Below are 25,238 nucleotides of genomic sequence, written 5' to 3' on the forward strand. Positions count from 1 at the left end.
CTGCCGGGACCCCGGGGACTGCCGGGCGGCGGTCATGAACGCGGGTCCTCGGTGGTGGCGCGGTCGGCGGCCGGGCCGCCGCGCAGGGCCTGGGTGTAGCGCCCGTACCGCTCGTAGCGCTCCACCCGGCGCCGGTTGGCGCGGCGGAAGCGGCGGGCGACCAGCCGGGCGAGGTCGGCGGCGCCGACCATGCCCGCCTCGGGGCCGAGCTGGGCACGGGCGATCCGGGCCTCGGGGCGGTAGCCGCGGCCGGTGAGATGGCGGCGGAAGGCGTCCCGGGCGGGGGCGATGAGCAGGTCGTCGGCGGCCGAGACACCGCCGCCGATGACGAAGCAGGACGGGTCGAGGGCGGCGGCGAGGTTGGCGAGGCCGACGCCGAGCCACTGGCCGATGTCCTGGAGCAGTTCGACGCACATGGCGTCGCCCTCGCGGGCCAGCTCGGTGATGAGCGGGCCGGTGATGTCGGGGACGTGGCCCTTGACCCGTTCGATGATCTCGTGCGCGACCGGGGAGTCGGCGGCGGCGAGCTCGCGGGCCTCGCGGACCAGGGCGTTGCCGGAGCTGTACTGCTCCCAGCAGCCTCGGTTGCCGCAGGGGCAGCGGTGGCCGCCGGGGACGACCTGCATATGCCCGAATTCGCCGGCGACTCCGTACTTGCCGCGCTTGACCTGGCCGTCCTCCAGGATCGCGCCGCCGATGCCGGTGCCGAGCGTGATCATGACGAGGTGGTCCTCGCCGCGCCCGGCGCCGAAGCGCCACTCGGCCCAGGCGGCGGTGTTGGCGTCGTTGTCCACCATGACGGGGACGGCGAGCCGGTCCTGGAGGGCGTCGCGCAGCGGTTCGTTGCGCCAGGCGAGGTGCGGGGCGAACAGCACCGTGGAGCGCTCGGCGTCGACCCAGCCGGCCGCGCCGATGCCGACGGCGTGCACGTCGTGCCGGTCGGAGAGGTCCAGGACCAGCTCGACGATGGTGTCCTCGACGACCTTGGGGCTCTTGGACTTGTCCGGCGTCTCGGTGCGGAGCTTCTCCAGGATGTTGCCGTCCGCGTCGACGACGCCGGCCATCACCTTCGTACCGCCGATGTCGATGCCGACGGTCGGCACCCGGGGCGCCGTCAGATGAGAGCGCCGTTCCCGGGTGCCCACGGTCCGCAGGACGGTGCCGCGGGCGGTGCCCCGGTGGGTGAGGTCACGGTAGGTACTCATCGGGTCGATTCTGCCAGGTGGGGTGGTCGGCTCGCGTCAGGATCCGGAAGGGCCGGACGGCCGCTCCAGTTCGTGCCGCAGGTCCTCCAGCTCGGTGCCGCCCGCCATCTGGCGGGTCAACTCGTCCAGGGTGATGGAGCCCTTGGTGTGGCTGCCCGCCATGGCGCCGCGCTTGAGCAGGACGAACCGGTCGCCGACGAGGTAGGCGTGGTGCGGGTTGTGGGTGATCAGGACCACGCCGAGACCCTGGTCACGTGCGGCGGCCACATACTTCAGGACCACACCGGACTGCTTCACACCGAGCGCGGCGGTCGGCTCGTCGAGGACGAGGACCTTGGCGCCGAAGTGGACGGCCCGGGCGATGGCCACGCACTGGCGTTCGCCGCCGGAGAGGGTGCCGATGGGCTGGTCGACGTCCCGCAGGTCGATGCCCATGCGCAGCAGGGCGGTACGGGTGGTCTCGCGCATCAGCGCCACGTCGAGTCGCTTGAAGGGGCCCGCGCCCCGGGTGGGCTCGGAGCCGAGGAAGAAGTTGCGCCAGACCGGCATCAGCGGGACGACGGCGAGGTCCTGGTAGACCGTGGCGATCCCCCGGTCGAGGGCGTCGCGCGGGTTGACGAGGGTGACCTCCTCGCCCTCGATGCGGAAGGTCCCGGCGTCGTGCCGGTGCAGCCCGGCGACGATCTTGATCAGGGTGGACTTGCCGGCGCCGTTGTCGCCGAGGACGCAGGAGATCTCCCCCGCGTTCACCTCCAGGGACACCCCTTCGAGGGCGCGGATGTTGCCGTAGTACTTGCTGACCGAGTCGAGCTCGACGAGCGGGGCGCCGGTGGCCCCGGCCCCGCCGGGCGCCTCGGGAGTCGGGGTCGTCGTCACTTGGTGGCCTCCACGCGCTTGCGGATCCAGGCATTGAGCAGGGTCGCGAGCAGCAGCATGGCGCCGAGGAAGAACTTGAACCAGTCCGGGTTCCACTCCGCGTACACGATGCCCTTGCTGGTCATGCCGAAGATGAACGCGCCGACGGCGGAGCCGATCGCGGAGCCGTAGCCGCCGGTGATCAGACAGCCGCCGATGACGGCCGCGATGATGTAGATCAGCTCGTTTCCGACGCCCTCGCCGGACTGGACGACGTCGAACGACATCAGCAGGTGTTGGCCGGAGATCCAGGCGCAGAAGGCCACGCCCATGTAGAGGCCGATCTTGGTCTTGAAGACCGGGACGCCGACCGCGCGGGCGGCGTCGGCGCCGCCGCCGACCGCGAAGATCCAGTTGCCGAAGCGGGTGCGCAGCAGGATCCAGGTGGCGAGCGCGACCAGGACGAACCACCACAGGATGGTGACGCGCAGCTCGACGCCGCCGACCGTGACGTGGGAGGCGAAGACCTTGCTCGCGGAGGAGAAGCCCTCCATGTCGGCGATCGACTTGGTGGAGACGGTGCCGCTGATCAGCTTGGTGAGGCCGAGGTTCAGTCCGGTCAGCATGAGGAAGGTGCCGAGCGTGATGATGAAGCTCGGCAGCTTCGTACGGGTCAGCATGAAGCCGTTGAACGCGCCGATGGCGAGGGTGACGAGCAGCGAGACGCCGATGCCCACCCAGACGTTCGCGGTCATCTGGTAGCTGAACATCGAGGAGACCAGCGCCGAGGTGGTCACGAGGACACCGGCCGACAGGTCGAACTCGCCGCCGATCATCAGCAGCGCCACCGGGACGGCCATGATGCCGATGGTGGACGCCGCGTACAGCACGGTGCCGAGGCTGGTGGCGCGCAGGAAGCTGTCGGCGACCACCGAGAAGAAGACGAAGACGGCGATCGCGCCGACGACCGAGCCCAGCTCGGGGCGGGCCAGCAGCTTCTTCAGGGGCGAGGTGCGCAGCAGCCGCTCGTCGACGTGGTCGGCTCCGGCGGGCTCGGGTGGCGCGGCGGCGTTCATCGGGTACCCCGCTGGGTGTAGTCCATGAGCGCCGGGGCCTGCTCCTTGGTGATGATCTGCGGGCCGGTGAGGACCGGCTTGCCGCCGCCGAGGACGTTGGCGTTGTACTTGTACAGCCACAGCAGGTCGACGGCCTCGTAGCCCTGGAGGTAGGGCTGCTGGTCGACGGCGAAGCCGAGGGTGCCGGATTCGAGGGCGGCGGCGACCTTGGCGTTGAGGTCGAAGGTGTCGACCTCGGCCTTGCTGCCGGCGGTCTTCTTCGCCTGGACGGCGGCGTCGGCGAACGGCGCGCCGAGCGTCACGACGGCGTCGATGGACGGGTCGGACTGGAGCTTGGCGAGGATGGAGGCCTGGACGTCGGGCATGTTGGTGCCGTCGACGTACAGGTTCTGCATCCGGCCGTCGAAGGTCTTCGCGGCACCGGCGCAGCGCTGCTCGTGGCCGACGTTGCCCTGCTCGTGCAGGACGCACAGGGCCTTCTTGCGGCCCCGCTTGTCCAGCTCCTCGCCGACGGCCTCGCCGGCCACGGTCTCGTCCTGGCCGATGTGGGTGAGCGCGCCGAACGCCTTGGACGCCTCGGCTCCGGAGTTCACCGTGATCACCGGGATGCCGGCCTTGACGGCCTTCTCCACGGCGGTCTTCATCGCGTCGGGCTTGGCGAGGGTGACGATGAGGCCGTCGACCTTCTTGGCCACGTACGAGTCGATGAGCTGGGCCTGCTGCTGGGCCTCGTCGCTATGCGCGTAGAGGAAGTTGATGTTGTCCTTGACGGCGGCCTGCTTGGCGCCGTTCTGGACGATGTCCCAGAAGGTGTCGCCATCGCCCGAGTGGGTGACCATGGCGAAGGTCCACCGGGGGGTGTTCACGGCCGCCCGCCCCTGGGCCGCGGCCGCCTTGCGGGCGTCCTCCGCTCGCTTGCCGCCGGTGCTGCTGCAGCCTGCGAGCGCGGCGGTCAGCGCCACCGCGAGCACGGCGCCGACGGCCGCGCGTACCCCTCCTGTACGAACCCTGGTCACGAAGCCGTGCCCTCCTTTGTGTCCTTCTGCGTGCATTGAAGTATCGGTCATGGGGGTCGCGCTGATCTTCAGCGGGGCCCTGCGGGTGTCCCGGGCGACCCCCTTCGGCCGTGCCGGGGCGGCGCTCATCCAGGGTCGCCCATGGCGAGCCGTTCCCGGGGACGCCGCCGGGAATGCCGGGGGAAAACCGGGGACGTACCCCAGGGGACGGCGGGCACGGCACGTACGGGTGGAGCACCGGCCGCCCGGATACGGCGGACAGGGACACCGGGCCCGGTGTGACACGCGCCACGGCGAACGGAGTACCCGGCAGTACGCGGGAGCCGCCACGAGGGCGGACCGCCGGGGTCCTCGCACGGACCGGGCGGCCCGGGCGGCGGATGCGGGCCTGGCGGGGACACGGTCGGGAAGGTTAGCCCCGGGGGCGGAGTACGGGAAGACGCGGGGCCCGCATGCCCCGGTCCTGGGCCGGACGGGTGTCGGACATGACGGGCGGTTTGGGGGCGCACAGGACGGCCGGGAGCGGACCGGGAGCGGGCGACCGGAGGAGCGATTCACCCCTCTTCGACCCGCTGTCCTGCCATATGCCCGGGCATTTCCTTGACACCCGGGGTGATCCACACCACCTTGGGGCCATGCGGATCGGACTGATCGGAACGGGACGGATCGGCGCCTTCCACGCCGCGGCGCTGGCGCGGCATCCGCGGGTCGGAGCACTGGTCCTCGCGGACGCCGATCCAAAGCGGGCCGCCGGGGTGGCGGGCGCGCTCGGGGCCGAGGCGGCGCCGTCGGTCGACGCGCTGTTCGGGCATCCGCTGGACGCGGTGGTGATCACGTCGGCGACGGCGGCGCACGCGGAGCTGATCGGGCGGGCCGCGGCGGCCGGGCTGCCCGCGTTCTGCGAGAAACCGATCGCGCTCGACGTACCCCGGACGCTCGACGCGCTGAAGGCGGTGGCAGCAGCCGGAACCGAGCTGCAGCTGGGCTTCATGCGGCGCTTCGACGCCGGATACCGGGCGGCACACGAGGCCGTCGCGGCGGGGCGGCTCGGCCGGCTGCACACCGTACGGGCGGTGACCTCCGATCCGGCGCCGCCACCGGCCGCGTACCTGCCCCTGTCGGGCGGGCTGTTCCGGGACTGCATGGTGCACGACTTCGACATCGTGCGCTGGGTGACCGGCCGGGAGGTCGTGGAGGTGTACGCGACGGGGTCGGACGCGGGCCCCGCGATGTTCCGCGAGGCCGGTGACGTGGACACGGCGGCGGCGCTGCTCACCCTGGACGACGGCACGCTGGTGTCGGCGACGGCGACCCGGTCGAACGGCGCGGGATACGACGTACGGATGGAGCTGGCCGGCGAGCGGACCTCACTGGCGGTGGGGCTTGACGAGCGGACCCCGCTGGAGTCGCTGGAGCAGGCGGGGCCGGCGGCGCCCGGGAAGCCGTGGCCCGGGTTCCTGGAGCGGTTCGGCCCGGCCTACGAGGCGGAGCTGGACGCGTTCGTCGCCCTGGTGCGCGGGGAGCGGGGCAACCCGTGCGACGGGGGCGAGGCGCTGGTGGCGCTGCGGATCGCGGAGGCGTGCGTGCTCTCACACCGGGAGCGCCGCCCGGTGCGGGTCGCGGAGATCCCGGCGGGCTGAGCCTCGCCTTCGGGCCGTCCCCGGCCCGGCCGCCGCGGTGGGAGCCGTGGCGGCCGGGGTGGGATCACCAGACGACGGGCAGGTGACGGGGGCCGCGGATCAGGATCCCCGGCATCCAGTCCAGCGGGGGCGACTCGGGGTCGAGCGCCAGTTTGGGGAAGCGCTCCAGCAGCGACCGGACGGCGATCTCGCCCTCCAGCCGGGCGAGCGGGGCGCCCAGACAGAAGTGGATACCGTGGCCGAACCCGAGGTGCCCCTGGGTGTCGCGGTGGATGTCGAAGGCCGCGGGGTCGGGGAAGCGGCCGGGGTCCCGGTCGGCCGCGGCGAGGCCGACGATGACGAGGGAGTGGGCGGGCACGACCGTTCCGCCGATCTCGACGTCCTCGGCGGAGAAACGGTACGTGGCCGTCTCCACCGGGCCGTCGTGGCGCAGGACTTCCTCCAGGACACCGGGGATCAGTGTGAAGTCCTCGCGCACCGCTTTCAGTTGCCCGGGGTGGGTGAGCAGCAGCCGCACCGTGTTGGTGATGAGATTGACGGTGGTCTCGTGTCCCGCGATGATCAGCAGCTGCGCGAGCCCGCGCAGTTCGGGAATCGAGAGCCGGTCGCCGTCCTCGGCGCGGGTGGCGACGAGCGCGGACATCAGGTCCTCGCCCGGGCCCGCGGCCCGCTTGTCCTCGATGAGCGCGTCGAAGTAGGCGGCGAAACCCTCGGCGGCCTCCTCCTCGGTCATGGCCCCACTGGGGGCGACGAGTTCGTTCGACCACACGCGAAACGAGTCGCGGTCCTCGGCGGGCACGCCGAGGAGTTCGCAGATGACGGTGATGGGCAGCGGGAACGAGAAGGCGTCGACGAGATCGGCCCGCCCGGCGGGGGCCATCGCGTCGAGGAAGGCGTCGGTCAGCCGCTGGACGCGCGGCCGCAGCGCCTCGACGCGGCGGGCGGTGAACTCTCTCGCGACGAGCTTGCGCAGCCGGGAGTGGTCGGGCGGGTCGACGCCGAGCAGGCTGGGCCCGACGATCTCGACTCTCGGCGGGACGAAGCCGGCGGCGCTGCCGTCCTTGACGAACCGCTGATCGGCGAGGGCGGCTCGGGCCTCCTCGTAACCGACGATCAGCCAGCCGGGCATTCCTTCGGGGCTGACGACCTGGTGGACCGGACCGGATTCTCGGAGCGCGGTGTAGTAAGGGTGCGGGTTCGCGGTGAACTCCTGGCCGTACTCCCGCAGATCGATGATCGGCTTGATCGGCATGGCTCCACTCTATTTCAAGGGCCTTGACTGTCTTCGGAATTGCCTGGAGGCAGGCGAATATGGCGAGTTCCGGACAGGCGGCGATCCGCAGGCGTGCGCCCGGAGCGAAGGGGCCGCGCCGCCGCGCAGTGGGCCGGACGGCGGTCGGCGCTCACCCGGGGACGACGACCATCGGCCGGAAGCGCTCCTACGCCTGTCCGCTGCCCTCCTGATCGCGGCCCCCGGCCGAGGGCGCCGCCATCGCCACCGCCGCCTCCGTCAGGGTGCGGTGGCAGATCTTTCCCGTCGGGCCGAGGGGCATCTCTTCGACAGGAAGCAGAAGTTCGGGGAGTTTGCGGCGGGACAGGCCCCGGCCGAGGAGATGGGCGGCGAGCTCGGGCAGTGTGGGCGTCCGCGCGCCGGGCGCCGGGCGGAGGCAGGCGCACAGGCGCTCGCCCAGGTCCGGGTCGGGGACGGGGACGCAGGCCGCCTCGGCCACGGCGGGATGGGTGGCGAGTTCGTTCTCCACCTCGGCGAGACTGATGTTGAGACCGCCGCGCACCACGATCCGCTTGAGGCGCCCGAGGACGTGCAGCCGGCCGTGCTCGTCCAGCCGGCCGAAGTCGCCGGTCCGCACCCAGCCGCCGTCGGGGGTGCGGTAACGGGCGTCCAGTTCGGGCGCGTTGACGTAGCACATCGGAGTCATGGGGCCCCGCGCCTCGATCTGGCCCTCGGGGCCGGTGAGCCGGATCCGGGCGACCGTCGGGTCCGGGGTGCCGACACTGGGTCCCGTCGGCCTGATCTCGCCCGCCGTATGGCAGTTGACGCCGTCCGAGGAGCCGTAGACGGTCACCACAGGCCGGTCGAACCGCTCCCGGCAGGCCTGGGCGACCGCCTCGGGCAGCGCCGCGCCGCTGGAGACGACCGTCCGCAGCGACGAGGTGTCCTCGTCGCTGCGGCGCGGGAGGTCCGTGAGGCGGCGCAGCATCGTCGGTACCGCGAAGAGGTGGGTGGGGCGGTGGACGGCGATCAGCCGCAGGGCGTCCTCGGCGTCGAACGCCGGCTGGGTGATCAGTGTGCCTCCGAGCACGGCGAGGGTGACGGGCGTGCCGAGGGAGCCGAAGGAGGACGCCAGCGGTACGAGCACCAGATGCCGGGGCGGCGACCCGGCACGGTCCGGGTCCTGTTGGAGCGCGCGGACGTAGCGGGCCCGGCCGCCCGCCATGGCGTGATGGCTGTAGGCGACCATCTTCGGTTCGGCCTCGGAGCCGGAGGAGACCAGGATGCGGGCGGGGCCGTACGGGTCGACCGGCCGCCGGGGCGGCTGCCCGGTGCCGTACGGCGCCGGGGAGCGCGGTCCCGGCTCGGGGACGCACACGGTGCGCAGGTGGGGCAGGCCCAGGGCGGGGTCCGCTTCCCGGGCCGTGCGCAGGACGACGCCGCGCGCCCGGGACCGGGCGAGCAGGGCCCGCAGGTCGCGGTCGTCGCCGGGCGGAAGCGGGAGGGCCACCGCCCCCAGGGCGTACACGGCGAGTTCGGCGGCGACCGCGTCGCGGCCGTTGGGCAGCCGCAGCGCGATCACATCGCCCGCCGCCAGTCCCACCCGCTCGAACTCGGCGGCGGTACGCCGCACTTCGGCGTCGAGTTCTGCGTACGTGAGCACTCCCCCGGCGTCCACCAGTGCCTGGCGGTCCGGGTGTTCGGCGACCCGGGCGGCGAAGAGGGTGTACAGGTCGGCGTCCGGGCACAGGCCCCGCGCCACCCAGGACCGGCGCAGCTCTCGCGGGACGAGGTCGGGAAAGGGCACTCCGGCACGCGAGGTCCACACCCTCTGGCCGAGCGCGGGCGGGGCGACGGTGGCGGTGGTGGTGAGGGTCATGCGAACGTCCAGGGAGAGTGAGGGCGGGCGTACGGGGCGGCCGGGTCCGGTGGCGCGACGGCCGCCTTGAACGCCGGGTCGCGGGCCAGTCCGGCCAGGTCGGTCAGGACGGGGGTCGCGGTCAGTCCGGCCCCGGCCAGCCGCTCCCGCCAGTCCTCGGTGGTACGGCTCCGTGTGTCACCGCCGCCCGCCAGAACCCGGTGCACCGCCTCGGGGTTCCGGCGGGCGCGCGGACCGAGGGACAGATGGCCGTCCGCGGTGGGCAACGGCCGGTCCAGCGCGGCCCATTCGACCCGCCGCGCCGGGCGCGGGATCAGCGCGCCCGCCGATACCAGGGAGGACTCGACACCGCTGCCGCGCCCGGTCGCCGCGCGCCGGGCCAGGGCGGTCACCACGGCCTGGGCGCTGACCAGTCCGCCGAGCATGTCGGTGAGGGTCATCAGGGAGGGGGCCGGGGGTTCGCCGGCCGGGCGTACGGCTGCGGCGAGACCGGTGTACACCTGCGCGAGGTAGTCGGTTCCCACGGGGGTGGGCCGGTCGCCGAAGGTGTCGCCGAAGCCGGAGGCCCAGGCGTGTACGAGAGCGGGGCGCGCGGGCAGCAGATCGGCGGCGTCCAGACCGTGGCGGGCGGCCTTCCCCGGCGCCCAGTTGTGCAGGAACACATCGGCGTCGCAGGCCAGTTCGCGCGCGGCGGCCCGGCCCCGCGCCGTGGTGAGGTCGGCCTCCACGACCCGCTTGCCGGCGTTGAGCGCCAGGAACCGGGCCGAGCAGTCCCCCGCCAGCGGCGGGAGCCAGCGCATCGGGTCGCCGCCCGGCGGCTCGATCCGGACGACCTCGGCGCCCAGCATCCCGAGCACGTGCCCGGCGAGCGGCCCCTGCACCCGGCGGGTCGACTCCACGACGCGCAGCCCGGCGAGCGGCAGGAGGGGTTCGCCCGGTGGGCGGGCCGCCGGGGGGCCGAAGCCCCACGGCTCCACGCCTGTCGCCGTGTCCTGCCCCTGTCCCGGCCCTGGGGTGAGCCGCCAGGGCGCCGGGTTCACGGTCGAGAGCGGGTCGGAGGACACCACGAGGAGACTGACGCCGGTGTCGTACGCGGCTTCCCGCAACTCCGCGAGCGCGTGGCGGCGCGCGGCCTGCCGCAACACCTCGGGGAGCGGGCAGACGGCGGTGGCGAACCGCTGCTGGAAGGGCAGCCAGCCTCGGCCGGAGAGCGCGGGTGGCACCGCGAGCCGGGTCCAGAACTCCCGCCACGCCTCCGGGTCGAGGGTCTCGATCTCAATGCGGTGACCGTCTAAGGAGACCAGGGTCGCCAGACCCAAGTAGCCGCCGGAATCCCCGACTTCCGGGACAGGAGGCTCGACTTCCCCACCCTCGCGGGCCGTTGCCGCCGCGAGATACTGACTGATCGCGAGCAGCGCACCCTGGGCCACCGATGTCCGCGCCTCGCGCAGTCGCAGTCCCCGCGCCCGCCCGACGCCCACGGCAGTGGCGCCCAGGGCGGCGAGCACCCCGGCCACGACCGACGCGTAGTCGACGGCGAGCGGAACGGGTCCGCCGGTGGCCCGGCCATGGACGTGCTGGAGTCCACAGGCGGCCTGGACGGCGCGCTCGTCCGGCAGCTCCGTGTCCACCGGTCCCGCCCAGTCGATACGGAAGGTTCCCTGGGAAGTGCCCTTCGGCAGCGCCTCCGCCGCGTGCCGCAGCAGGAGTTCGGCGATTTTGGCGGCGACCGCGGGCGGCTCTTCTCCGCCCGGCCCCTCGCCTCCGTCCCGCCGCTCCCCTCGGCCCGGTCGCCCGGTCGTCACGGTCACCGGCCCCCCTCACGGTCCGGCCGGCCCCCCTCACGGTCCGGCCGGCGCCCCTGCACCGAGTAGAAGACGCTGGAGGCGGCGCGGAAGGACGGATCCCGCATCAGCTCTCCCACCCGCTCCAGTTCTTCCTCGGTCATCCCCTGCGCCACCAGCCGGCCCCGGAGATTGCGGGTGTGGTTCAACTGGAGCCCCAGGCCCGGGTCTTCGGCGTGCCGGACCCCGATGGCGAGATGGACGTCGATCCCGGTCAGCCCGGCCGCCCGCATCGCCGCCGGCACCCGCCGTCCCCAGTGCGGGTCGCCGCCCGCCGCCCGCATCGCCGCCGTCTTGGCCGCCAGGAACCGCACGTACAACTCCTCCGCCGCCGGGTCCGGGGTCAGCAGCGGCGGCTCGTACGAGGCGTCGATCTCGTCGATCTGGAGCAGCCCGCCCGGCTTGAGGGCCCGTACCAGCTTGCGCAGCACGGCGTCACGGCTCGGCACATGCTGGAGCACCAGCCGGCCCACCACCAGGTCGTAGGCCGAGTCCGGCAGCGGATCGCGGGCCACGTCGAGGGCGGCGACCCGCAGCCCGGGCCCGGGCGCCAGGTCACGCGGGTCGATGTCCGTGGCGAGCACCGAGCCGCCGCCCGGCGTCACCCGCTCCGCCAGCCACCGCGCGATCCCGCCGCCGCCCGCCCCGATCTCCAGACAGTGCCAGCCCGGCCCCGCCCCGGCGGCGGCCAGCCGGGGCAGGGTCACCGGGTCGTAGGCGGCGGCCAGACAGCGCTGCTGGTCACGGCTGTGCGCGGTGCCGTTGCCGAAGACCCGCCGGGGAGCGGGGACGGCGGCGGATACGCCAGGCGCGCCGGGCACACCGGGCTGAACAGGTGCGCCGGGCCACTCGGCTACGGCGGCTACGACAGGCACGGGGGACGGCTGGGACACGTACGACTCTCTCTGCTCGCTGCTCGTGACACGTATGCATGCCGGGGGAAGGCCGCCCGGGGCGGGCGGACCACCGGCGCTCAGGTCCAGCGTCCCGTGCCGGTGACCGCCTTGCCGATGAGCCGCTCGGCCAGCACCGCGCGCCGGACCTTGCCCGTACCGGTGCGGGGCACCTCGTCCCAGGTGACGACGACGGGTTCGCCGAGCGAGGGCAGCCCGCGCACGGCCCGGGCCCACGCGTCCGGGTCGAGACGGCCGTCGGCGGTGACCACGAAGGGCCGCGGGGCGCCGTCCGGGGCGCCGACGACGACGCACTCCAGGGCCTCGGGCAGCCGCGCCTCCAGGACGTCCTCGGTGCGCAGACAGCTCACGTCGGGCAGTCCGGGCAGGCTGTCGGCCTCGCGGTCCAGGACGCTGACGCTTCCGTCGCGGTGGTGGATGCCCAGGTCGCCGGTGGCCCACCAGTCGCCGATGCGCTTGGCGTCCCAGCGCGGCCGCTCCCCCACGTATCCGAGCGCGAGCGCCTTCGTGCGGACGAGAAGCAGGCCGGTGCGGCCCCGGGGCACCGGGCGCAGGGTGTCGGGGTGCACCACGCGCAGCCCGGTCCGGCCCGGCACCGGGCGGCCGAGGAGCCGGGCGTCGGTCCTGGCCTCCGGGAGGAGCGCGGACCGCCGGGTGTGGAAGCGGAAGGTCAGCGGCCCGGTCTCGGTCTGTCCCCAGCCCTGCATCCACAGCGGCCGGGAGTGCCGGCTGGCCGTCAGATAGGAGCGCAGGACGGGCGGGTGCACGGCGTCGTACGTGCTGATGTAGAGCCGGACCCGGCGGAACGGGTTGTCCAGGCGGGTGGTGAGGGGCCGCAGCCGTACGAAGCCGGCGGGCGTCGCCTCGACGACGGTCGGCGGGTGGGCGCGCAGCAGCGGGTCGGCCGTGTCCGGGGCGTCGCCGGTCAGCACCGTGATCCGGGCGGGCGCGGCGGACATCACGACCGCCGTCCAGCAGAAGGTACGCCCGTGGGCGTAAGCGCTGGCGTTGGCGAGGACGTCGTCGGCGCGGACGCCGATGACCGGGTAGCGCACCGCCTCGAAGCGGGCCAGTTCGTGGACGAGGGTGCGGGTGGAGTGCACCACCAGTTTGGGGACGCCGGTGGTGCCGGAGGTGTGGTGGACGACGAGGGGTTCGTCGTCGTGGCGCCGTACCGGCGGGCACGGTCCGGCCGGGTCCAGTTCGGCGAGGTGAACGGCCGTTCCGGGGGCGGGGGCGTCCACGGTGACACGGATCGGGATCTCCGGGTCCCGGCCGAGCCGGGCCAGGATCCCCGCCGTGGTCACCAGCGCGGCGGGCCGCAGCCGGTCGAGCAGGGTCGTCAGGTCCTCGGCGTCGAGCGCGGCGGACAGTTGCGCGGGGACGGCCCCGAGCCGGATCGCGGCGCAGGCGAGCAGGTCGTAGTCCCAGTGGTTGTCCTTGACGATCGCCACCCGGTCGCCGGGGCCGACGCCCGCGTCGGCGAGGCGGGCGGCGGTGGCCCGGACCAGGGCGGCGAGTTCCGGGACGGTCCAGAGCGCGCCGGCGTCGGGGGCGATGTCGAAGGGGCGGTCCAGGTGGACGACGGTGGGGGCGCCGTGGGCCGCCGCCTCGTCGAACAGGGTGCCCATGTCATGCGGTCGCACGGATCTCCTCCGTCGGGTGGGGGGCGGGCGTGCCGCGATCGGCCAGCCGGGCGAGGACGCGGGCGGCGGCCAGCGCGCCGGAGCGCACGGCGCCTTCGGAGGCGGGTCGCAGCATCACCCAGTCACCGGCGTACTCGACGGCGCGTACCGGGCGCGCGAGGAAGGGGGCGCGGGTGCGCAGCGCCTTAGGGGTCGCCTCGGGCAGGCCGTGGCGGAAGGCGTGGACGAGGTGGTGGCGGCGGGCCGCGGTGATGCCGGGGACGTACCGTTCGGCCGCGTGCAGCAGCAGATCGGCGGTCTCGTCGGGGGCGCGGTCGAGGAGTTCGCGGACCCGGTGCGGGCCGGCCACGACGGTGACCAGGCCGTGTCCGGCGGGGGCCCGGCCGGGGTGTTTCGCGTGGTCGACGACGACGCCGGAGATCAGCTCCTCCTCGACGGCCGGGGTGAGCAGGATGTGCACCGGCCGGCGGGCGGCCGGGGCGAGCGGACGGTCCAGGAGATAGCTGACCTTCAGCATGGAGGTGAAGGAGCAGGCGTCGAGGAAGGACCGTTCGTCGGCGGGCGCGTCCGGGCGGAGCCGGGCCGCGACCGGCGCCGGTACGGCGAGTACGGCCGCCCGGGCCCGTACCGTCTCGCCGTCCTCGAAGCGCAGGACGGCGTGTCCGCCCCCGCCGCTTGCCCCACCGCTTCCCCCGCCACTGCCCTCGCCCGCCGTGGTGACCTCCCGTACGGCGCGGCCGGTGACGACGTCGGTGGTCTCGGCCAGCCGGCGGGCCAGGAAGTCCATGCCGTCGCGGTACGTCCGCCAGGCCGACGGCGCGCCCGCTTCGAGCAGCAGGCTGACCAGCGGGGCGGCGGCGCTGCGGGCGGTGTCCCAGCCGAAGAAGCAGCCCGCGACCGGCTGGAGGAGATAGTCGTGCAGCTCGCGGTGGTAGCGGGAGGCGGTCTCCCGTACGGTCGCGGCGCCCAGCGGGGTGCGTTCCGGGTGATCGCCGTCGAAGCCGCCGCGGCGGCGGCCGGACCAGGCCTGGAAGGCGGCCAGGTCGAGCCGGGCACGGGCGGACAGACCGGCGCCGGTGAGGACGGAGCTGTTCTCGCCGACACCGGGATACGCGCGCCCGCCCCGCCAGACCGCGACGCCGCCGCCGACCCGGGGGACGTCGTACGGGGTGGCGCCGAGGCGGCGCAGCAGTTCCCAGGTGGCGCGGTAGCCACGCGGGGCGACCTGTTCGGCGCCGGTGTCCACGGTCCAGCCCTCGTGGCGCACACTGCGCATCCGGCCGCCGACCGCGGGCAGTTCCTCGTAAACGCGGACGGTGAGACCGGCGCGGCGCAGTTCGTGGGCGGCGGTCAGTCCGGCGATGCCGGCGCCGATCACCGCGACATCCAGATCGGGGGTCATCCGGCGGCTCCCGTCGAGGTCAGGGCACTGGTGCCGAGGACGCCGGCGGCCAGTACGTCGGCGATGGTCATCAGCACGACGCTGAGCCGGTGTACGGCGAAGCCGGTGCGCCGGGCGGTCATGATGTCGCCCCGGACGAAGCCGGTCAGGTACTGGCGGGTGCGCAGCGCGGTCGCGGGCAGCATCAGGAGCGTGAACCACCAGGGGGCCACCCCGGTGACGGAGGCGACGAGGCCGATGAGGAACTCGGTGGCCGACAGCGCGCCGATGAACACGGCGTTGCCGCGCTCGGAGACCAGCGCGGCGACCGTCGGGCGGCCGACGGACCGGTCGCCCTCGACGTCGTTGGTGTTGGAGTAGACGCCGAACATCAGCGGGCCGAAGCCGAAGAGCACCGCCTGCACCATCAGGAACCCGGAGAAGCCGCCGGTCACCAGACCGTACGGGGCGATCACGAGGACCGCGCCGAGGGCGACCAGGAACACCTCCTGGAAGCCGTGGTAGCTGATCTTCAGTCCGTACGAGTACTGGAGCGACACCGCCCACAGCCCGCCCGCCGCGAGCAGCGCCCACAGCGGGCGGTGCGGGGCGAGCGCGGCGGCGCCCGCCCACAGCAGCACGCCGGCGGCGGCGCAGATCCAGGCGAAGCGCAGGGCCTGGGGGACCGTCAGGGTTCCGGCGACCAGCGGCTTGCGGGCCTTGCTGCGCAGCGGGTTGTCCGGGCCGTAGTTGGCGATGTCGCTGCCGTCCCGGAAGCCGGTGACGTCGTCCAGGGCGACCATCGCCATGAGCACGGCGATCTCCCCGGCCAGGAAGAGCAGCAGCACCAGTCCCTGCCGGACGGTGAACGCGCCGAGCGGGAACAGGCTCGCGGACAGGGCGAGGAAGATGCCCAGGTAGTAGTCGTACACGTCCAGCTTGCCGAGCCGTGCGTAGAGCCGGGTCAGGCTCTCGGCGGGGGCGGCGGGCGCGGCCCGGCCGGCCGCGATGCTGTCCGTCATGGTTGTCCTCTTGGGATCTCTGCGGTGAAGAACGGAAAAGGGGTGCCGAGCGGAAGGGCTACGGGAGAAGAAGGGGTACGGGCGGATACCTGGCGACGCGCAGGGGGCGGCCCGGGGCCGGCTCAGGGGCGGCCGGCGGCGAAGGCGCACACCCGGTCGGCGACATGCTCGACCTGTGCGTCGGTCAGCAGGTGGTGCACCGGCAGCGACAGATGGCGGCGGGCGGCGTCCTCGGCGTGCGGCCAGCGGGCGCCGGGCGGGGCGTACGCGGCGAAGGCGCGGTGCGCGGGCAGCGGGCGCGGGTAGTAGACGTGGCCGGCGATCCCGGCCCCGGCCAGGTGCGCGCCGAGGGCGCTCCGGTCGTCGGCGAGGACCGTGTACACGTAGAAGCACCGGCCGTCCCGGTCGGGCGGGGGCGGCAGGACGCCGCGCTCGGCGAGCGGGGTGAAACGTTCGGTGTAGTACGCGGCGATCTCGGCCCGGCGGGCCAGCCGGGCCGGGAATCCGGCGTAGCGGTGGCTCTGGAAGGCGGCCTGGATCTCGTCGAAGCGGCTGTTGATCCCTACGGTGTGGTGCACGAAGCGGGTGCCGGGGCGCTGGCCGTGGTTGCGGAGCATCCGCACCCGCTCGCCGAGGGCCGCGTCCCGGGTGAGCACCGCGCCGCCCTCGCCGGGCATGCCGCAGGTCTTGACCTGGACGAACGAGTAGACGCCGGCGTCGCCCCACAGTCCAGCCGGAACACCGTCCAGGACGCCGCCCTGGGCGACCGCCGAGTCTTCGAGCAGGCGAAGGCCGTGCCGCCGGGCCAGTGCGGCGAACCTCGGCATGTCGGCCATCACGGAGAACATGTGTGCGGGCATCACCGCCCTGGTCCGCTCGGTGACGAGCCGTTCGGCGGCGTCCGGGTCCATGGTGAGGGTGTCCGGCCGGATGTCGGCGAAGACGGGGGTGGCGCCGACGCCGATCACCGACGCGGCGAGCGGCGCGCAGCCGAACGCGGGCACGATCACCTCGTCGCCGGGGCCGATGTCCATGGCCCGCAGCACCAGCCACAGCGCGGAGGTGCCGCTGGAGCAGGCGACGACGTCGGCGGCTTCGAGGTCCGCGCGCAGCAGTTCCTCGAAGGCGGCGGTGCGCCGGCCCAGGATGAAGCGCTGTTCGGGGTCGAGTCCCACCTCGCGGACCAGGTCCATGAGGACGGGTCGGTCGGCTTCGAAGAGGTCGGGCGGGAAGAACGGGACGGCGGGAGCCGGCGCGGCCTCCGGGGCTCCGTCCACGGGGTGGTCGGACGCGGAGTGGTCGGACGCGGGCCGGCCGGACATGGGCCGACCGGACGCGGGGTGGTCGATCGTACGGTGGTCGGTCATGCGGCCGTCCTCGTCTTCGTGTGGAAGGAGCGGACGGCGTCGCACACCCGGTCCAGTTCGCCGAGGCCGAGGTCGGGGTGGAACGGCAGGGCCACGGCGTGCCGGGCCGCCCGCTCGGCGTGCGGGAAGCCGCCGGGCTCGTGGCCCGGACGCGCGAAGGCGGGCTGGTGGGCGAGCGGCACCGGGTAGTAGACCTCGGTGCCGATGCCGAGCCGTTCGAGGTGGGCGACGAGTTCGTCGCGGCGCTCGGTCTCGATCAAGTAGACGTAGTACACGTCGCGTTCGAGTGCGTCCGGCCCCTTGGCGGTGGTACGCGGCAGGCGCAGGATCCCGGGAACGTCGGCCAGGCGGGCGGTGTACGCCTCGGCCAGCTCGGCACGGCGGACGATCTGCCGTTCCAGGAGCGGGAGTTTGGCGAGCAGGACGGCGGCCTGGAGGTCGTCCATCTTGCTGTTGACGCCCGGCAGGGTGGTCTCGGTGGAGATGGCCCGGAAGTCGTTCAGGGTGCTGCCCGCGCGGCCGTGGTGGCGCAGGGCGCGGACGGTGTCCGCCACCTCCGGGTCGTCGGTGAGGACGGCGCCCGCGTCGCCGATCGCGCCGAGCGTCTTGGTGGGGAAGAAGGAGAGCACGCCGCCCGCGCCGTGCAGACCCGCGTGGACGCCGGCGCGGCGCATGCCGATCGCCTCGGCGCTGTCCTCGACGACGGTCAGACCGCGGCGCCGGGCGATGGCGCCGATGGCCGTCAGATCGGCCATCGTGTGGAACAGGTGGACCGGCATGACGAACCGGCTGCGCGGGCCGACGGCCGCGTCCAGCGCCGCCGGGTCCATCGCGTAGGTCTCCGGGTCGATGTCGACGAACTCCGGTACCCCGCCCGCCAGGACGACCGCCGAGGCGGTGGCGAAGAAGGAGTACGCGGGCACCAGCACACCGTCGCCGGGGCGCAGTCCCGCGGCCCGGAGCAGCAGGACGAGCGCGTCGGTACCACTGTTGACGCCGATCACATGGCGTGCGCCGGTGTAGCGGGCGAGTTCCGCTTCGAGCTGTCCGACCTGTTTTCCGTGGGAGAATTTTCCGCTGCGGAAGACCTCGTCCATCATCTTTTCGATCGAGGGCAACAATTGTTCGAACGTGGCGGCTTGGGTGAAGAAGGGAATCGCTTCTTCTTCTCCCGCGACGACCGCCGCACCCGTCAATACACTCTCGGGCTTCACTGGAACGTGTCCATCGGAAGGCAATCCCGTCCCCGCCTCATCGCGTCTCTATGGAGTCTCTGGAGCCTCGGAAATCACTGAAGTCTCCGGTGTCTCCAGGCTAGTCGGGCCCGATGGCGGCGGTGAAAGCGAAAGGATCATCTTCACACTTATGGGTAACGGCCTTCCGGATCGCTTGACCGCCTCCGCGCACGACGGCGATAGTCGTGCGGCGCAACGAACATGAGCATGGATGCCCCCTCTCATGGACATCCCCCTCATGAAAATCCCTCTTTGGAGGGACACCCCTCTCCAGGGGAATTCCCTCACTCTCCCAGGAGGCTCTGTGCTGAAGCCCCTCGTGGTCGGGCTCGGCCGGTCCGGATCCGGACTCCATCTGCGAACGCTCTCCCGGCTGGCCGGACGCACCGCCGCCGCGGGCGCCCCGCTCGTCTCCCTGCCCGCCGTCGGCTGCGACCCGCGCGCGGGCGCCCTGCGCGCCGCGGGGCAAGGCCCGCACTCTCCCGCCGGGACCGGCGCCACCGTCGTCGCCTCCCTCGAACAGGCCCTGGCGCACGTGGATCCCGCTCACACGGTGGCCCATGTGTGCACCCCACCCGCGCTCCGTCACGCCGTGGTCGCGGAACTCGCCGGACACGGCTTTCGCCGGATGATCGTGGAGAAGCCGCTCGCGGCCTCCCTGGACGAACTCGACGCCCTGATCCGGCTCCGCGACCAGGCGGGGCTCGACCTCGTGACCGTGTCGCACTGGACCGGCTCGCGGCTCGCCGCCCGGCTGCGCCGGCTGGTGCGCGGCGGACGGCTCGGCGCGCTCCGCCGGATCACCGTCGACCAGCACAAGCCGCGCTTCCACCGCTCCCTGGTCACCCGGGGGCACCGCACCGCGCTCGATGTCGAGATCCCCCATTCCCTCGCCCTCGCCCTCGACTTGGCCGGCCCCGCGACGCTGCGGACCGCACACTGCTGGGATCTGCGGTGCGAGGAGGGCGAGTTGCCCGGCATGGGCGGCGCGCATGTCGAACTGGACCACCACTCCGGGGTGTCGACCCTGCTGCGCTCCGACCTCGGCGCGCCCGTCCGGCAGCGCAGTGTCGTCTGCGAGTTCGAGAATGGAACGGTCACCGCCCACTTCCCGCTCAGCGAGGACGACGACCACGCCCAGCTCGTCGTCGCCCCCTTCGCCGGCGGCGCGCCCGGACCGGCCGGCGCTCCCGAGGAAGCCGGCCACCATGTCTTCCGGGACGACGCTCTGACGGACTTCCTGGAGGACGCCTACCGGGGCTTCGCCTCCGGCACGGCGGACGCCGGGAACTTCCCGCTCGCCCGCGAGACCACCCGGCTGCTGTGCGCGGCCCGGGAACACGCCGCGCTCGCGGCCTGCGCCGGGAGCCGCTGACATGCCCCCCTTCCCGTACGACCGTTGGACCCTGACCGGGATCGGCGACGAGGCGGCATCCGACACCGACGGCCAGCTCGCGTCCCTCGCGCGGCTGGGCTGGGACAGCGTCGAGTTGCGGTCGGTCGACGGCATCGCCCTCGCCGACCTCACCCCGGCCGCCTTCGCCGGACTGACCCGGCGGCTGGCCGACGCGGGCGTCCGCGTCGTCGCGGTGGCCTCCCGGATCGGCAACTGGGCCCGTCCGATCACCGGCGACCTCGCCTTGGACCTCACCGAACTGGACATCCTCGCCGAGCGCTGCGCCGCGCTCGACTGCCGCTTCGTGCGGATCATGTCGTACCCCAACGACGGTCTTCCGGAGCCAGATTGGGCCGACCGGGTCCTCGCCCGCACCGCCGTCCTCACCGACCGCGCCGCACGCGCGGGGCTGGTCCTGCTGCACGAGAACTGCGCGGGCTGGGCCGGGGAGCGGGCCGACCGCGCGCTACGTCTGCTGAGCGCCGTCGACAGCCCGGCCCTGCGGCTGCTGTTCGACATCGGCAACGGTGTCCCGTACGGCTACAGCGCGCCCGAACTGCTCCGCCCGCTCGCCCCGTACGTCGCCCACGTCCACGTCAAGGACGCGGTCCGCACCCCGGACGGCGAGACCGCCTACACCCTGCCCGGCGAGGGCGACGCCGAAGTGGCCGCGTGTCTGCGGATCCTGGCCGCGCACGGCTACACCGGGGCACTCTCCCTCGAACCCCATCTCGCGCTCCGCCCCCACGAGGGGCTGACCCGGGCCGGCGAGGACGCCGCCGACCTGTTCGTACGGGCGGGGCGGGCACTCACCGGACTGCTGCGCTCCCTGGACGAGGCCCCGGACCGGGCCCCGGCACCCACCCCCGCCTCCGTGGCGGCCCCCCTGGGCGGCCCGGCGTGAGCGGTCTGTTCACCGGACCGGACCAGGATCTGCTCCTCGCCCTGCTGCGGCTGCCGAGCGTCAACCCGCTGGAGGCCGGACCGGACGATCCGCCCTCCCGGCTGCCCGAGGTCCTCCGGCGGTACGCGGCGGCGGCCACCGGAGCGGGACTGCGCACCGTACGGCTCGCGTCGCCGCCCGCCGCCTGCCTGGACCGGCCCGGCGTACCGGCCACGGTCCGCGCCGCCGCCGCCCGTGATCCGCGTTTCCTGGCGGACCAGCCCAGCCTGCTGCTGCGGCTCGGCCCCCGGCTCCCGCGCGCCGCGACCCTGATGTTCAACGTCCATCTGGACACCGTCGCCGGCCACACCCCGCCCGCCTTCGACGGCACCCGGTTCACCGGCCGCGGCGCGGTCGACGCCAAGGGACCCGCCGTCGCCCTCCTCGCCGGGCTGCGGGCCGCGGCGGCCCACCCCGCCGTCGGGCGGGACATCGGCATTTTGGTCCAGGCCGTCGCCGGGGAGGAGGGCGGCGCGCTCGGCACGTACGGCACCCGTCCGCTGCTCGAAGCCGGGCACCACGGCCGGCTGAACGTGTTCTGCGAACCGACCGGGCTGCGCGCGCTGCCCCGGGCCACCGCCTCCATGACCGCCCGGTTCACCGTCACGGGCGAGGACGCCGTCGACGACCACCCCGACGCCGGGCACAACGCCACCGTGCTGCTCGGCTTCCTCGCGCAGCACCTCGCCGCCCGCCTGGACGGAGCCGTCCCCGGCACCCGGGTGTGCCTCGCCGGACTGCACACCGGCCACACCCACAACCGGGTGTTCGGCACCGGCACCCTGCTGATGAATCTGTCGTACGGCACCACGCAGGCCGGCCGCAGACTCCGGGAAGCGGTGCCCCGCCACCTCGCGGACGGCCTGCGCCGCTTCCGTGAACTCTTCGGCGCGACACGCGAGTTCGGCCGCACGGCACACGAGGCGGACCACGTCGTCCGGCTCTCCTGGGACAAGCACGGCCTGCCCGCGCTGGACAATCGCGACCCGTGGGCCGAGCGGCTGCTGGAGCGCGCCGGGGCCCTGCCTGGGGCCGACGCTCCCGGCTTCACCTGCGACGCGGTCTGGGCCGCCGGCCTCGCCGACGCCTTCACCGTGGTCCTCGGCCCGGGCGATCTCGCCGCCAACCGCGCTCACGCGCCCGGGGAGTTCGTCGACCTGGCCGATCTGGCGGACTTCGCCGGCGTCGTCCACCGCCTCGTCACCCGCTTCGCCGAAGAGCGGCAGCCCTTCCGCCTCCCCTGACGCCTCCCGATTCCCCCCTGCCCCCCTTGCCCCCTTGCCCCGACCTCCTTGAAAGGAGCGCTGGATGACCGGGTCCACCACCACCCCGGCGGTGACCGCTCCCCCGCCCGTCCTCGTCGATCACGCCACCCTGCTCACCGCCCTGACCGGGCTCTTCGCCGGCTACGGCATCCCGGACGACCGGGCCCGTCTCGCCGCCGACGCCCTCTGTCACGGCGACCTCACCGGCCTCGACTCGCACGGCGTGTTCAACCTCGCCCGGACCTATGTGCCCCTCCTCGAATCCGGCCGCTGCGACCCGCACGCCGCACCGCTGACCCTCACCGATCTCGGCGCCTGCGCGGTGGTCGACGCCCGGCGCGCGCTGGGTCTGTGGGCCGCGGCCGAGGCGATGGACGACGCCGTCTCCCGCGCCCGGCGGCACGGCATCGGCATGGTGTCCGTACGCGGCGCGACCCACTTCGGATGCGCCGGATTCCACGCCGTGCGCGCCGCGCACGCGGGGATGATCGGCATCGCCGCGAGCAACTGCGGCGGCCAGCGCATCGCGCGTCCCCCGGGCGGGGCACTGACGATGCTCGGCACCAATCCGCTGAGTGTCGCCGCGCCCGCGCTCGACGGCCACCCCTTCCTCCTCGACATGAGCACCACCGTCGCCCCGACCGGCAAGGTGCGGGTCGCGGAGCGCCGCGGCGAGCCGGTGCCCGCCGGCTGGCTGGAGGACCACGACGGCGAGCCGGTGACCGATCCGGCCGCCTTCGACCGGGGCGAGGCGTTTTTGCGCTGGCTCGGCGGAACGGCCGAGACCGGGGTACACAAGGGCTTCGGGCTCGGCATCGCGGTCGAACTGCTGTCCGCCGTGGTCTCCGGTTCGGCGTTCGGGCCGTCGCCATCCGCCCTGGCGGGCGACGGCCGGCCGCACGGGCGGGACGACGACATCGGCTTCTTCCTTCTCGCGATCGCGCCGGAGGTGCTGCGCCCCGGCGCGGACGTCCCGGCGACGACCCGCTCCCTCTTCGGCACGCTCGCCGACTGCCCGCCGGCGACGCCCGGCGGCACACCGGTGCGCTACCCCGGCTGGCGGGAGGCGGAACTGGCCGCGCGGCGGCGCCGCGAGGGCATCCCGCTGCCCGCCCATCTGTACACGGAGCTGGCCGAACTGGGCCTGCTGAAAGACATGGAGGCCGCATGATGACCCGACCCCTGCGCCTGGGCGTCGTCGGACTCGGCGCCATCGCCCCGTACTACCTCGCCGCCGCCGAGCGCCTGCCCGGCTGGGAACCCGCGGCGGTGTGCGACGCGCGCGCCGAGCCCCTGGAACGGTTCGAGGGCCCGGCGGCCCGCTACCGCGACCACCGGACGCTGCTGGCCGAGGCCCGCCCGGACGCCCTGGTCGTCGCCGTCCCCAACCATGCCCACCTCGCGGTGTGCCAGGACGCGCTCGCCGCCGGCGTCCCGGTGTGCGTCGAGAAGCCGCTCGCCCTCACCGCCGTCGAGGGGCGCCTGCTCACCGATCTGGCCCTGCGCCACGACGTCCCGCTGGTGACGGCCTTCCACCGTCGCTACAACTCCGCGGTCGTCGCGCTGGCGCGCGAGGTCGCGGGCCGGGACATCCGCGCCGTGCGGGTGCGCTATCTGGAACGTATCGAGGAGCATCTCGGCGGCGAGGACTGGTACTTGGACCCGGCCCTGTGCGGCGGCGGCTGCGTCGCCGACAACGGGCCGAACGCCCTCGATCTCGTACGGCTGTTGCTCGGCGAGGTCATCGTCTCCGGCTGCGAGATCCAGCGCGACGCCGCCGGACTCGACCGGCAGGCGGTGATCCGTCTCGACGGCCTGGACAGCCCCGGCGCGACCGCGACCGTGGATCTGGACTGGTCGTACCCGGGCGAACTCAAGGACATCGAGGTCGAACTCGCCGACGGCGAGGTCCTGTACGCCGACATGCTGGCCGGCCACTCCGGCTTCAAGACCTCGCTGTGGCACGAATACGAGGCGATCCTCGGCGAGTTCGCGGCCGTCGTGGGCGGCACGGCGGCGGCCGGCCCGGGCGGCCACGGCGGCCTCGCGGCACTCCAGCTGGTGGAGGCGGCCTACGCCTGTGCGACCGCGACGACCGGAGCGGTCCGGTGAACCCGCTGGAGGACGGCCCGAAGCGGATGGTGCGCGGGGCACTGGTCAAGGTCCTGACGCATCGGCGTACGGACCGGGGCATGCGGATCGAGGAGCACGCGGCCCGCTGTGTACGGCGGGGCGAGGTACACGAGCTGGTCACCACCGATCAGTGGGACCCGCACCCGGGCGCCCGGATCGACCGGGTGGGCTTCCTGGGCTTCGCGGAGCTGGAGTGCGGTGGGGTGATCGACCGGGGCGATGTGGTGAGCATCGGGGACACCCCGGTGGGCACGGTCCTCGGCTTCGACGCCTGCCACCTGCCGAACCACTACAACATCCTGATCCACACCCCTCAGCCGCTCAGCGGCGGGGACCTGGAGCTGCGGCCCGAGGCCCCGGTCGTCTTCACCCAGGGCGAGGCGGTGGCGGTCGGCACGTAACGTACGCGACCCGCCGCGGTCGCGACCGGCCGTGTACCACGAAAGAAAGCCGCGCCTTACGGCATGCCCTGTCGGGGGCACGCCGTAAGGCGCGGTCGTTTCGGCGGTCGGCCGAGTGCGGCCGGTCTCAGCCGAGCAGCTCGACGTCCAGGGTGCCGAAGTGGAACTCGCGCATCACGCGCAGCAGCTCGTCCTCGGACAGACGGCCGTCACCGTCGGCGTCGACCTCCGCGAACTTCTGGCCGATGTTCTCGTCCGAGACGCCGACGGCGGTCAGCCAGGAGGAGAACTCCACCGGGTTGATGTGGCCGTCCTTGTCCTCGTCGCACACGTTGACGAGGGCGTTGACGACCGGGCCGAGGGCACGGTTGAAGCTGGCCTCGCCCTCCTCGAACAGCATCTCCTTGGTGGTGGCGAGGAACTGGTCCTGGCTGATGGAGCCGTCGGCGGAGACGCCCACGCGCTCGGCCAGGCCCTCGAACAGCGCCTGGAACGCGTTGACCAGCTGCTCGCCCTCCGGCGAGCCGGCCTTGCCCAGGTTCTTGGCGATCCGGGCCGCCTCGGCCTGGAAGTCGCCGGCCTCGAGCACGCCGTTGCCGTCGGTGTCCCACTTCTCGAAGCGCTTCACCAGACGGTCGTTGGCGACAGCAGTGCTCATCACATTCTCCTTTTCGCATCGTCCCCGAGGGACATGTGGTGTCGTCCCCAGGGGACTTGGACCGCGGCACCTGGACAGGGCCGCGACCGTGCGGGGTGGTCACACCCCGCACGGGGGTCGGTGGTCCGGCG

The 25,238-nt window shown here is 73.7% G+C and carries 21 protein-coding genes; 7 read left to right on the forward strand and 14 right to left on the reverse strand.

Going from position 1 to position 25,238, the window contains the following annotated elements; all coding sequences use genetic code 11:
- Nucleotides 1-32: 32 nt before the first annotated feature.
- From ACGFRB_RS21880 to ACGFRB_RS21895, 4 genes are read right to left on the reverse strand one after another with little or no spacing between them, the layout of a single operon-like run.
- The gene (locus ACGFRB_RS21880; RefSeq protein WP_363006033.1) at nt 33-1,205 is read right to left on the reverse strand and encodes an ROK family glucokinase; all 1,173 of its coding nucleotides are present in this window, start codon (nt 1,203-1,205) and stop codon (nt 33-35) included.
- Between the two features lie 36 nt (nt 1,206-1,241).
- Nucleotides 1,242-2,081: an ATP-binding cassette domain-containing protein gene (locus tag ACGFRB_RS21885; RefSeq protein WP_393245110.1), complete on the reverse strand. Its 840-nt coding sequence runs from the start codon at nt 2,079-2,081 to the stop codon at nt 1,242-1,244.
- Nucleotides 2,078-3,136 carry an ABC transporter permease gene (locus tag ACGFRB_RS21890; RefSeq protein WP_393245112.1) on the reverse strand — a complete coding sequence of 353 codons (1,059 nt, stop codon included), beginning with the start codon at nt 3,134-3,136 and terminating at the stop codon, nt 2,078-2,080. Before ACGFRB_RS21890 ends, ACGFRB_RS21885 begins: the two co-directional genes overlap by 4 nt.
- Entirely contained in the window at nt 3,133-4,152 is a 1,020-nt protein-coding gene (locus tag ACGFRB_RS21895) for a sugar ABC transporter substrate-binding protein (RefSeq protein WP_363006029.1), read from the reverse strand. The genes ACGFRB_RS21890 and ACGFRB_RS21895 overlap by 4 nt, the downstream gene beginning before the upstream one ends.
- A gap of 635 nt (nt 4,153-4,787) precedes the next feature.
- Between ACGFRB_RS21895 and ACGFRB_RS21900 the strand changes: the two genes are divergently transcribed.
- The gene (locus ACGFRB_RS21900) at nt 4,788-5,792 is read left to right on the forward strand and encodes a Gfo/Idh/MocA family oxidoreductase (RefSeq protein WP_393245114.1); all 1,005 of its coding nucleotides are present in this window, start codon (nt 4,788-4,790) and stop codon (nt 5,790-5,792) included.
- Nucleotides 5,793-5,856: 64 nt separating this feature from the next.
- On the opposite strand, the gene ACGFRB_RS21905 is transcribed toward ACGFRB_RS21900, so the two are convergent.
- The 9 genes from ACGFRB_RS21905 to ACGFRB_RS21945 form a co-directional block, all read right to left on the reverse strand.
- Nucleotides 5,857-7,044, reverse strand: a complete 1,188-nt coding sequence (locus tag ACGFRB_RS21905) for a cytochrome P450 (RefSeq protein ID WP_393245116.1) — start codon at nt 7,042-7,044, stop codon at nt 5,857-5,859.
- A 187-nt stretch (nt 7,045-7,231) separates the two neighbouring features.
- On the reverse strand, nt 7,232-8,902 hold the full coding sequence (locus tag ACGFRB_RS21910) for a class I adenylate-forming enzyme family protein (RefSeq protein ID WP_393245118.1): 1,671 nt from the start codon (nt 8,900-8,902) through the stop codon (nt 7,232-7,234).
- A complete protein-coding gene (locus tag ACGFRB_RS21915; protein ID WP_393245119.1) occupies nt 8,899-10,713 on the reverse strand; it encodes a CoA transferase in 1,815 nt (604 codons plus the stop codon). Before ACGFRB_RS21915 ends, ACGFRB_RS21910 begins: the two co-directional genes overlap by 4 nt.
- Nucleotides 10,710-11,621, reverse strand: coding sequence for a class I SAM-dependent methyltransferase (locus tag ACGFRB_RS21920; RefSeq protein ID WP_393245121.1), 912 nt, complete (start codon nt 11,619-11,621; stop codon nt 10,710-10,712). Before ACGFRB_RS21920 ends, ACGFRB_RS21915 begins: the two co-directional genes overlap by 4 nt.
- A gap of 98 nt (nt 11,622-11,719) precedes the next feature.
- Nucleotides 11,720-13,306, reverse strand: coding sequence for a class I adenylate-forming enzyme family protein (locus ACGFRB_RS21925; protein ID WP_393245123.1), 1,587 nt, complete (start codon nt 13,304-13,306; stop codon nt 11,720-11,722).
- Nucleotides 13,293-14,708 (reverse strand): protoporphyrinogen/coproporphyrinogen oxidase, encoded by a 1,416-nt coding sequence (locus tag ACGFRB_RS21930; RefSeq protein WP_393245125.1) that lies wholly within the window; start codon nt 14,706-14,708, stop codon nt 13,293-13,295. The genes ACGFRB_RS21925 and ACGFRB_RS21930 overlap by 14 nt, the downstream gene beginning before the upstream one ends.
- A complete protein-coding gene (locus ACGFRB_RS21935; protein ID WP_393245127.1) occupies nt 14,705-15,709 on the reverse strand; it encodes a UbiA family prenyltransferase in 1,005 nt (334 codons plus the stop codon). The genes ACGFRB_RS21930 and ACGFRB_RS21935 overlap by 4 nt, the downstream gene beginning before the upstream one ends.
- Before the next feature lie 122 nt (nt 15,710-15,831).
- Entirely contained in the window at nt 15,832-17,076 is a 1,245-nt protein-coding gene (locus tag ACGFRB_RS21940) for a DegT/DnrJ/EryC1/StrS family aminotransferase (protein WP_393245129.1), read from the reverse strand.
- On the reverse strand, nt 17,073-18,194 hold the full coding sequence (locus tag ACGFRB_RS21945) for a DegT/DnrJ/EryC1/StrS family aminotransferase (protein ID WP_393245131.1): 1,122 nt from the start codon (nt 18,192-18,194) through the stop codon (nt 17,073-17,075). The genes ACGFRB_RS21940 and ACGFRB_RS21945 overlap by 4 nt, the downstream gene beginning before the upstream one ends.
- A 421-nt stretch (nt 18,195-18,615) precedes the next feature.
- Between ACGFRB_RS21945 and ACGFRB_RS21950 the strand changes: the two genes are divergently transcribed.
- From ACGFRB_RS21950 to ACGFRB_RS21975, 6 genes are all read left to right on the forward strand, one after another.
- Nucleotides 18,616-19,686 carry a Gfo/Idh/MocA family oxidoreductase gene (locus tag ACGFRB_RS21950; protein ID WP_393245133.1) on the forward strand — a complete coding sequence of 357 codons (1,071 nt, stop codon included), beginning with the start codon at nt 18,616-18,618 and terminating at the stop codon, nt 19,684-19,686.
- A gap of 1 nt (nt 19,687) precedes the next feature.
- Nucleotides 19,688-20,611 carry a sugar phosphate isomerase/epimerase family protein gene (locus ACGFRB_RS21955; protein ID WP_393245135.1) on the forward strand — a complete coding sequence of 308 codons (924 nt, stop codon included), beginning with the start codon at nt 19,688-19,690 and terminating at the stop codon, nt 20,609-20,611.
- Nucleotides 20,608-21,894, forward strand: coding sequence for a M20/M25/M40 family metallo-hydrolase (locus tag ACGFRB_RS21960; protein WP_393245137.1), 1,287 nt, complete (start codon nt 20,608-20,610; stop codon nt 21,892-21,894). Before ACGFRB_RS21955 ends, ACGFRB_RS21960 begins: the two co-directional genes overlap by 4 nt.
- Nucleotides 21,895-21,958: 64 nt before the next feature.
- Nucleotides 21,959-23,086: an Ldh family oxidoreductase gene (locus ACGFRB_RS21965; protein WP_393245139.1), complete on the forward strand. Its 1,128-nt coding sequence runs from the start codon at nt 21,959-21,961 to the stop codon at nt 23,084-23,086.
- Entirely contained in the window at nt 23,083-24,027 is a 945-nt protein-coding gene (locus ACGFRB_RS21970) for a Gfo/Idh/MocA family oxidoreductase (protein ID WP_363005999.1), read from the forward strand. The genes ACGFRB_RS21965 and ACGFRB_RS21970 overlap by 4 nt, the downstream gene beginning before the upstream one ends.
- Nucleotides 24,024-24,449: a DUF6917 domain-containing protein gene (locus ACGFRB_RS21975; RefSeq protein WP_393245141.1), complete on the forward strand. Its 426-nt coding sequence runs from the start codon at nt 24,024-24,026 to the stop codon at nt 24,447-24,449. The genes ACGFRB_RS21970 and ACGFRB_RS21975 overlap by 4 nt, the downstream gene beginning before the upstream one ends.
- A 127-nt stretch (nt 24,450-24,576) precedes the next feature.
- Here ACGFRB_RS21975 and ACGFRB_RS21980 read toward each other — a convergent pair whose 3' ends face one another.
- Nucleotides 24,577-25,107: an EF-hand domain-containing protein gene (locus tag ACGFRB_RS21980; protein ID WP_363005995.1), complete on the reverse strand. Its 531-nt coding sequence runs from the start codon at nt 25,105-25,107 to the stop codon at nt 24,577-24,579.
- Between the last annotated feature and the right edge of the window lie 131 nt (nt 25,108-25,238).

Source organism: Streptomyces sp. NPDC048718, from assembly GCF_043198875.1.
In the GTDB taxonomy this organism is placed as follows: Bacteria; Actinomycetota; Actinomycetes; order Streptomycetales; family Streptomycetaceae; genus Streptomyces.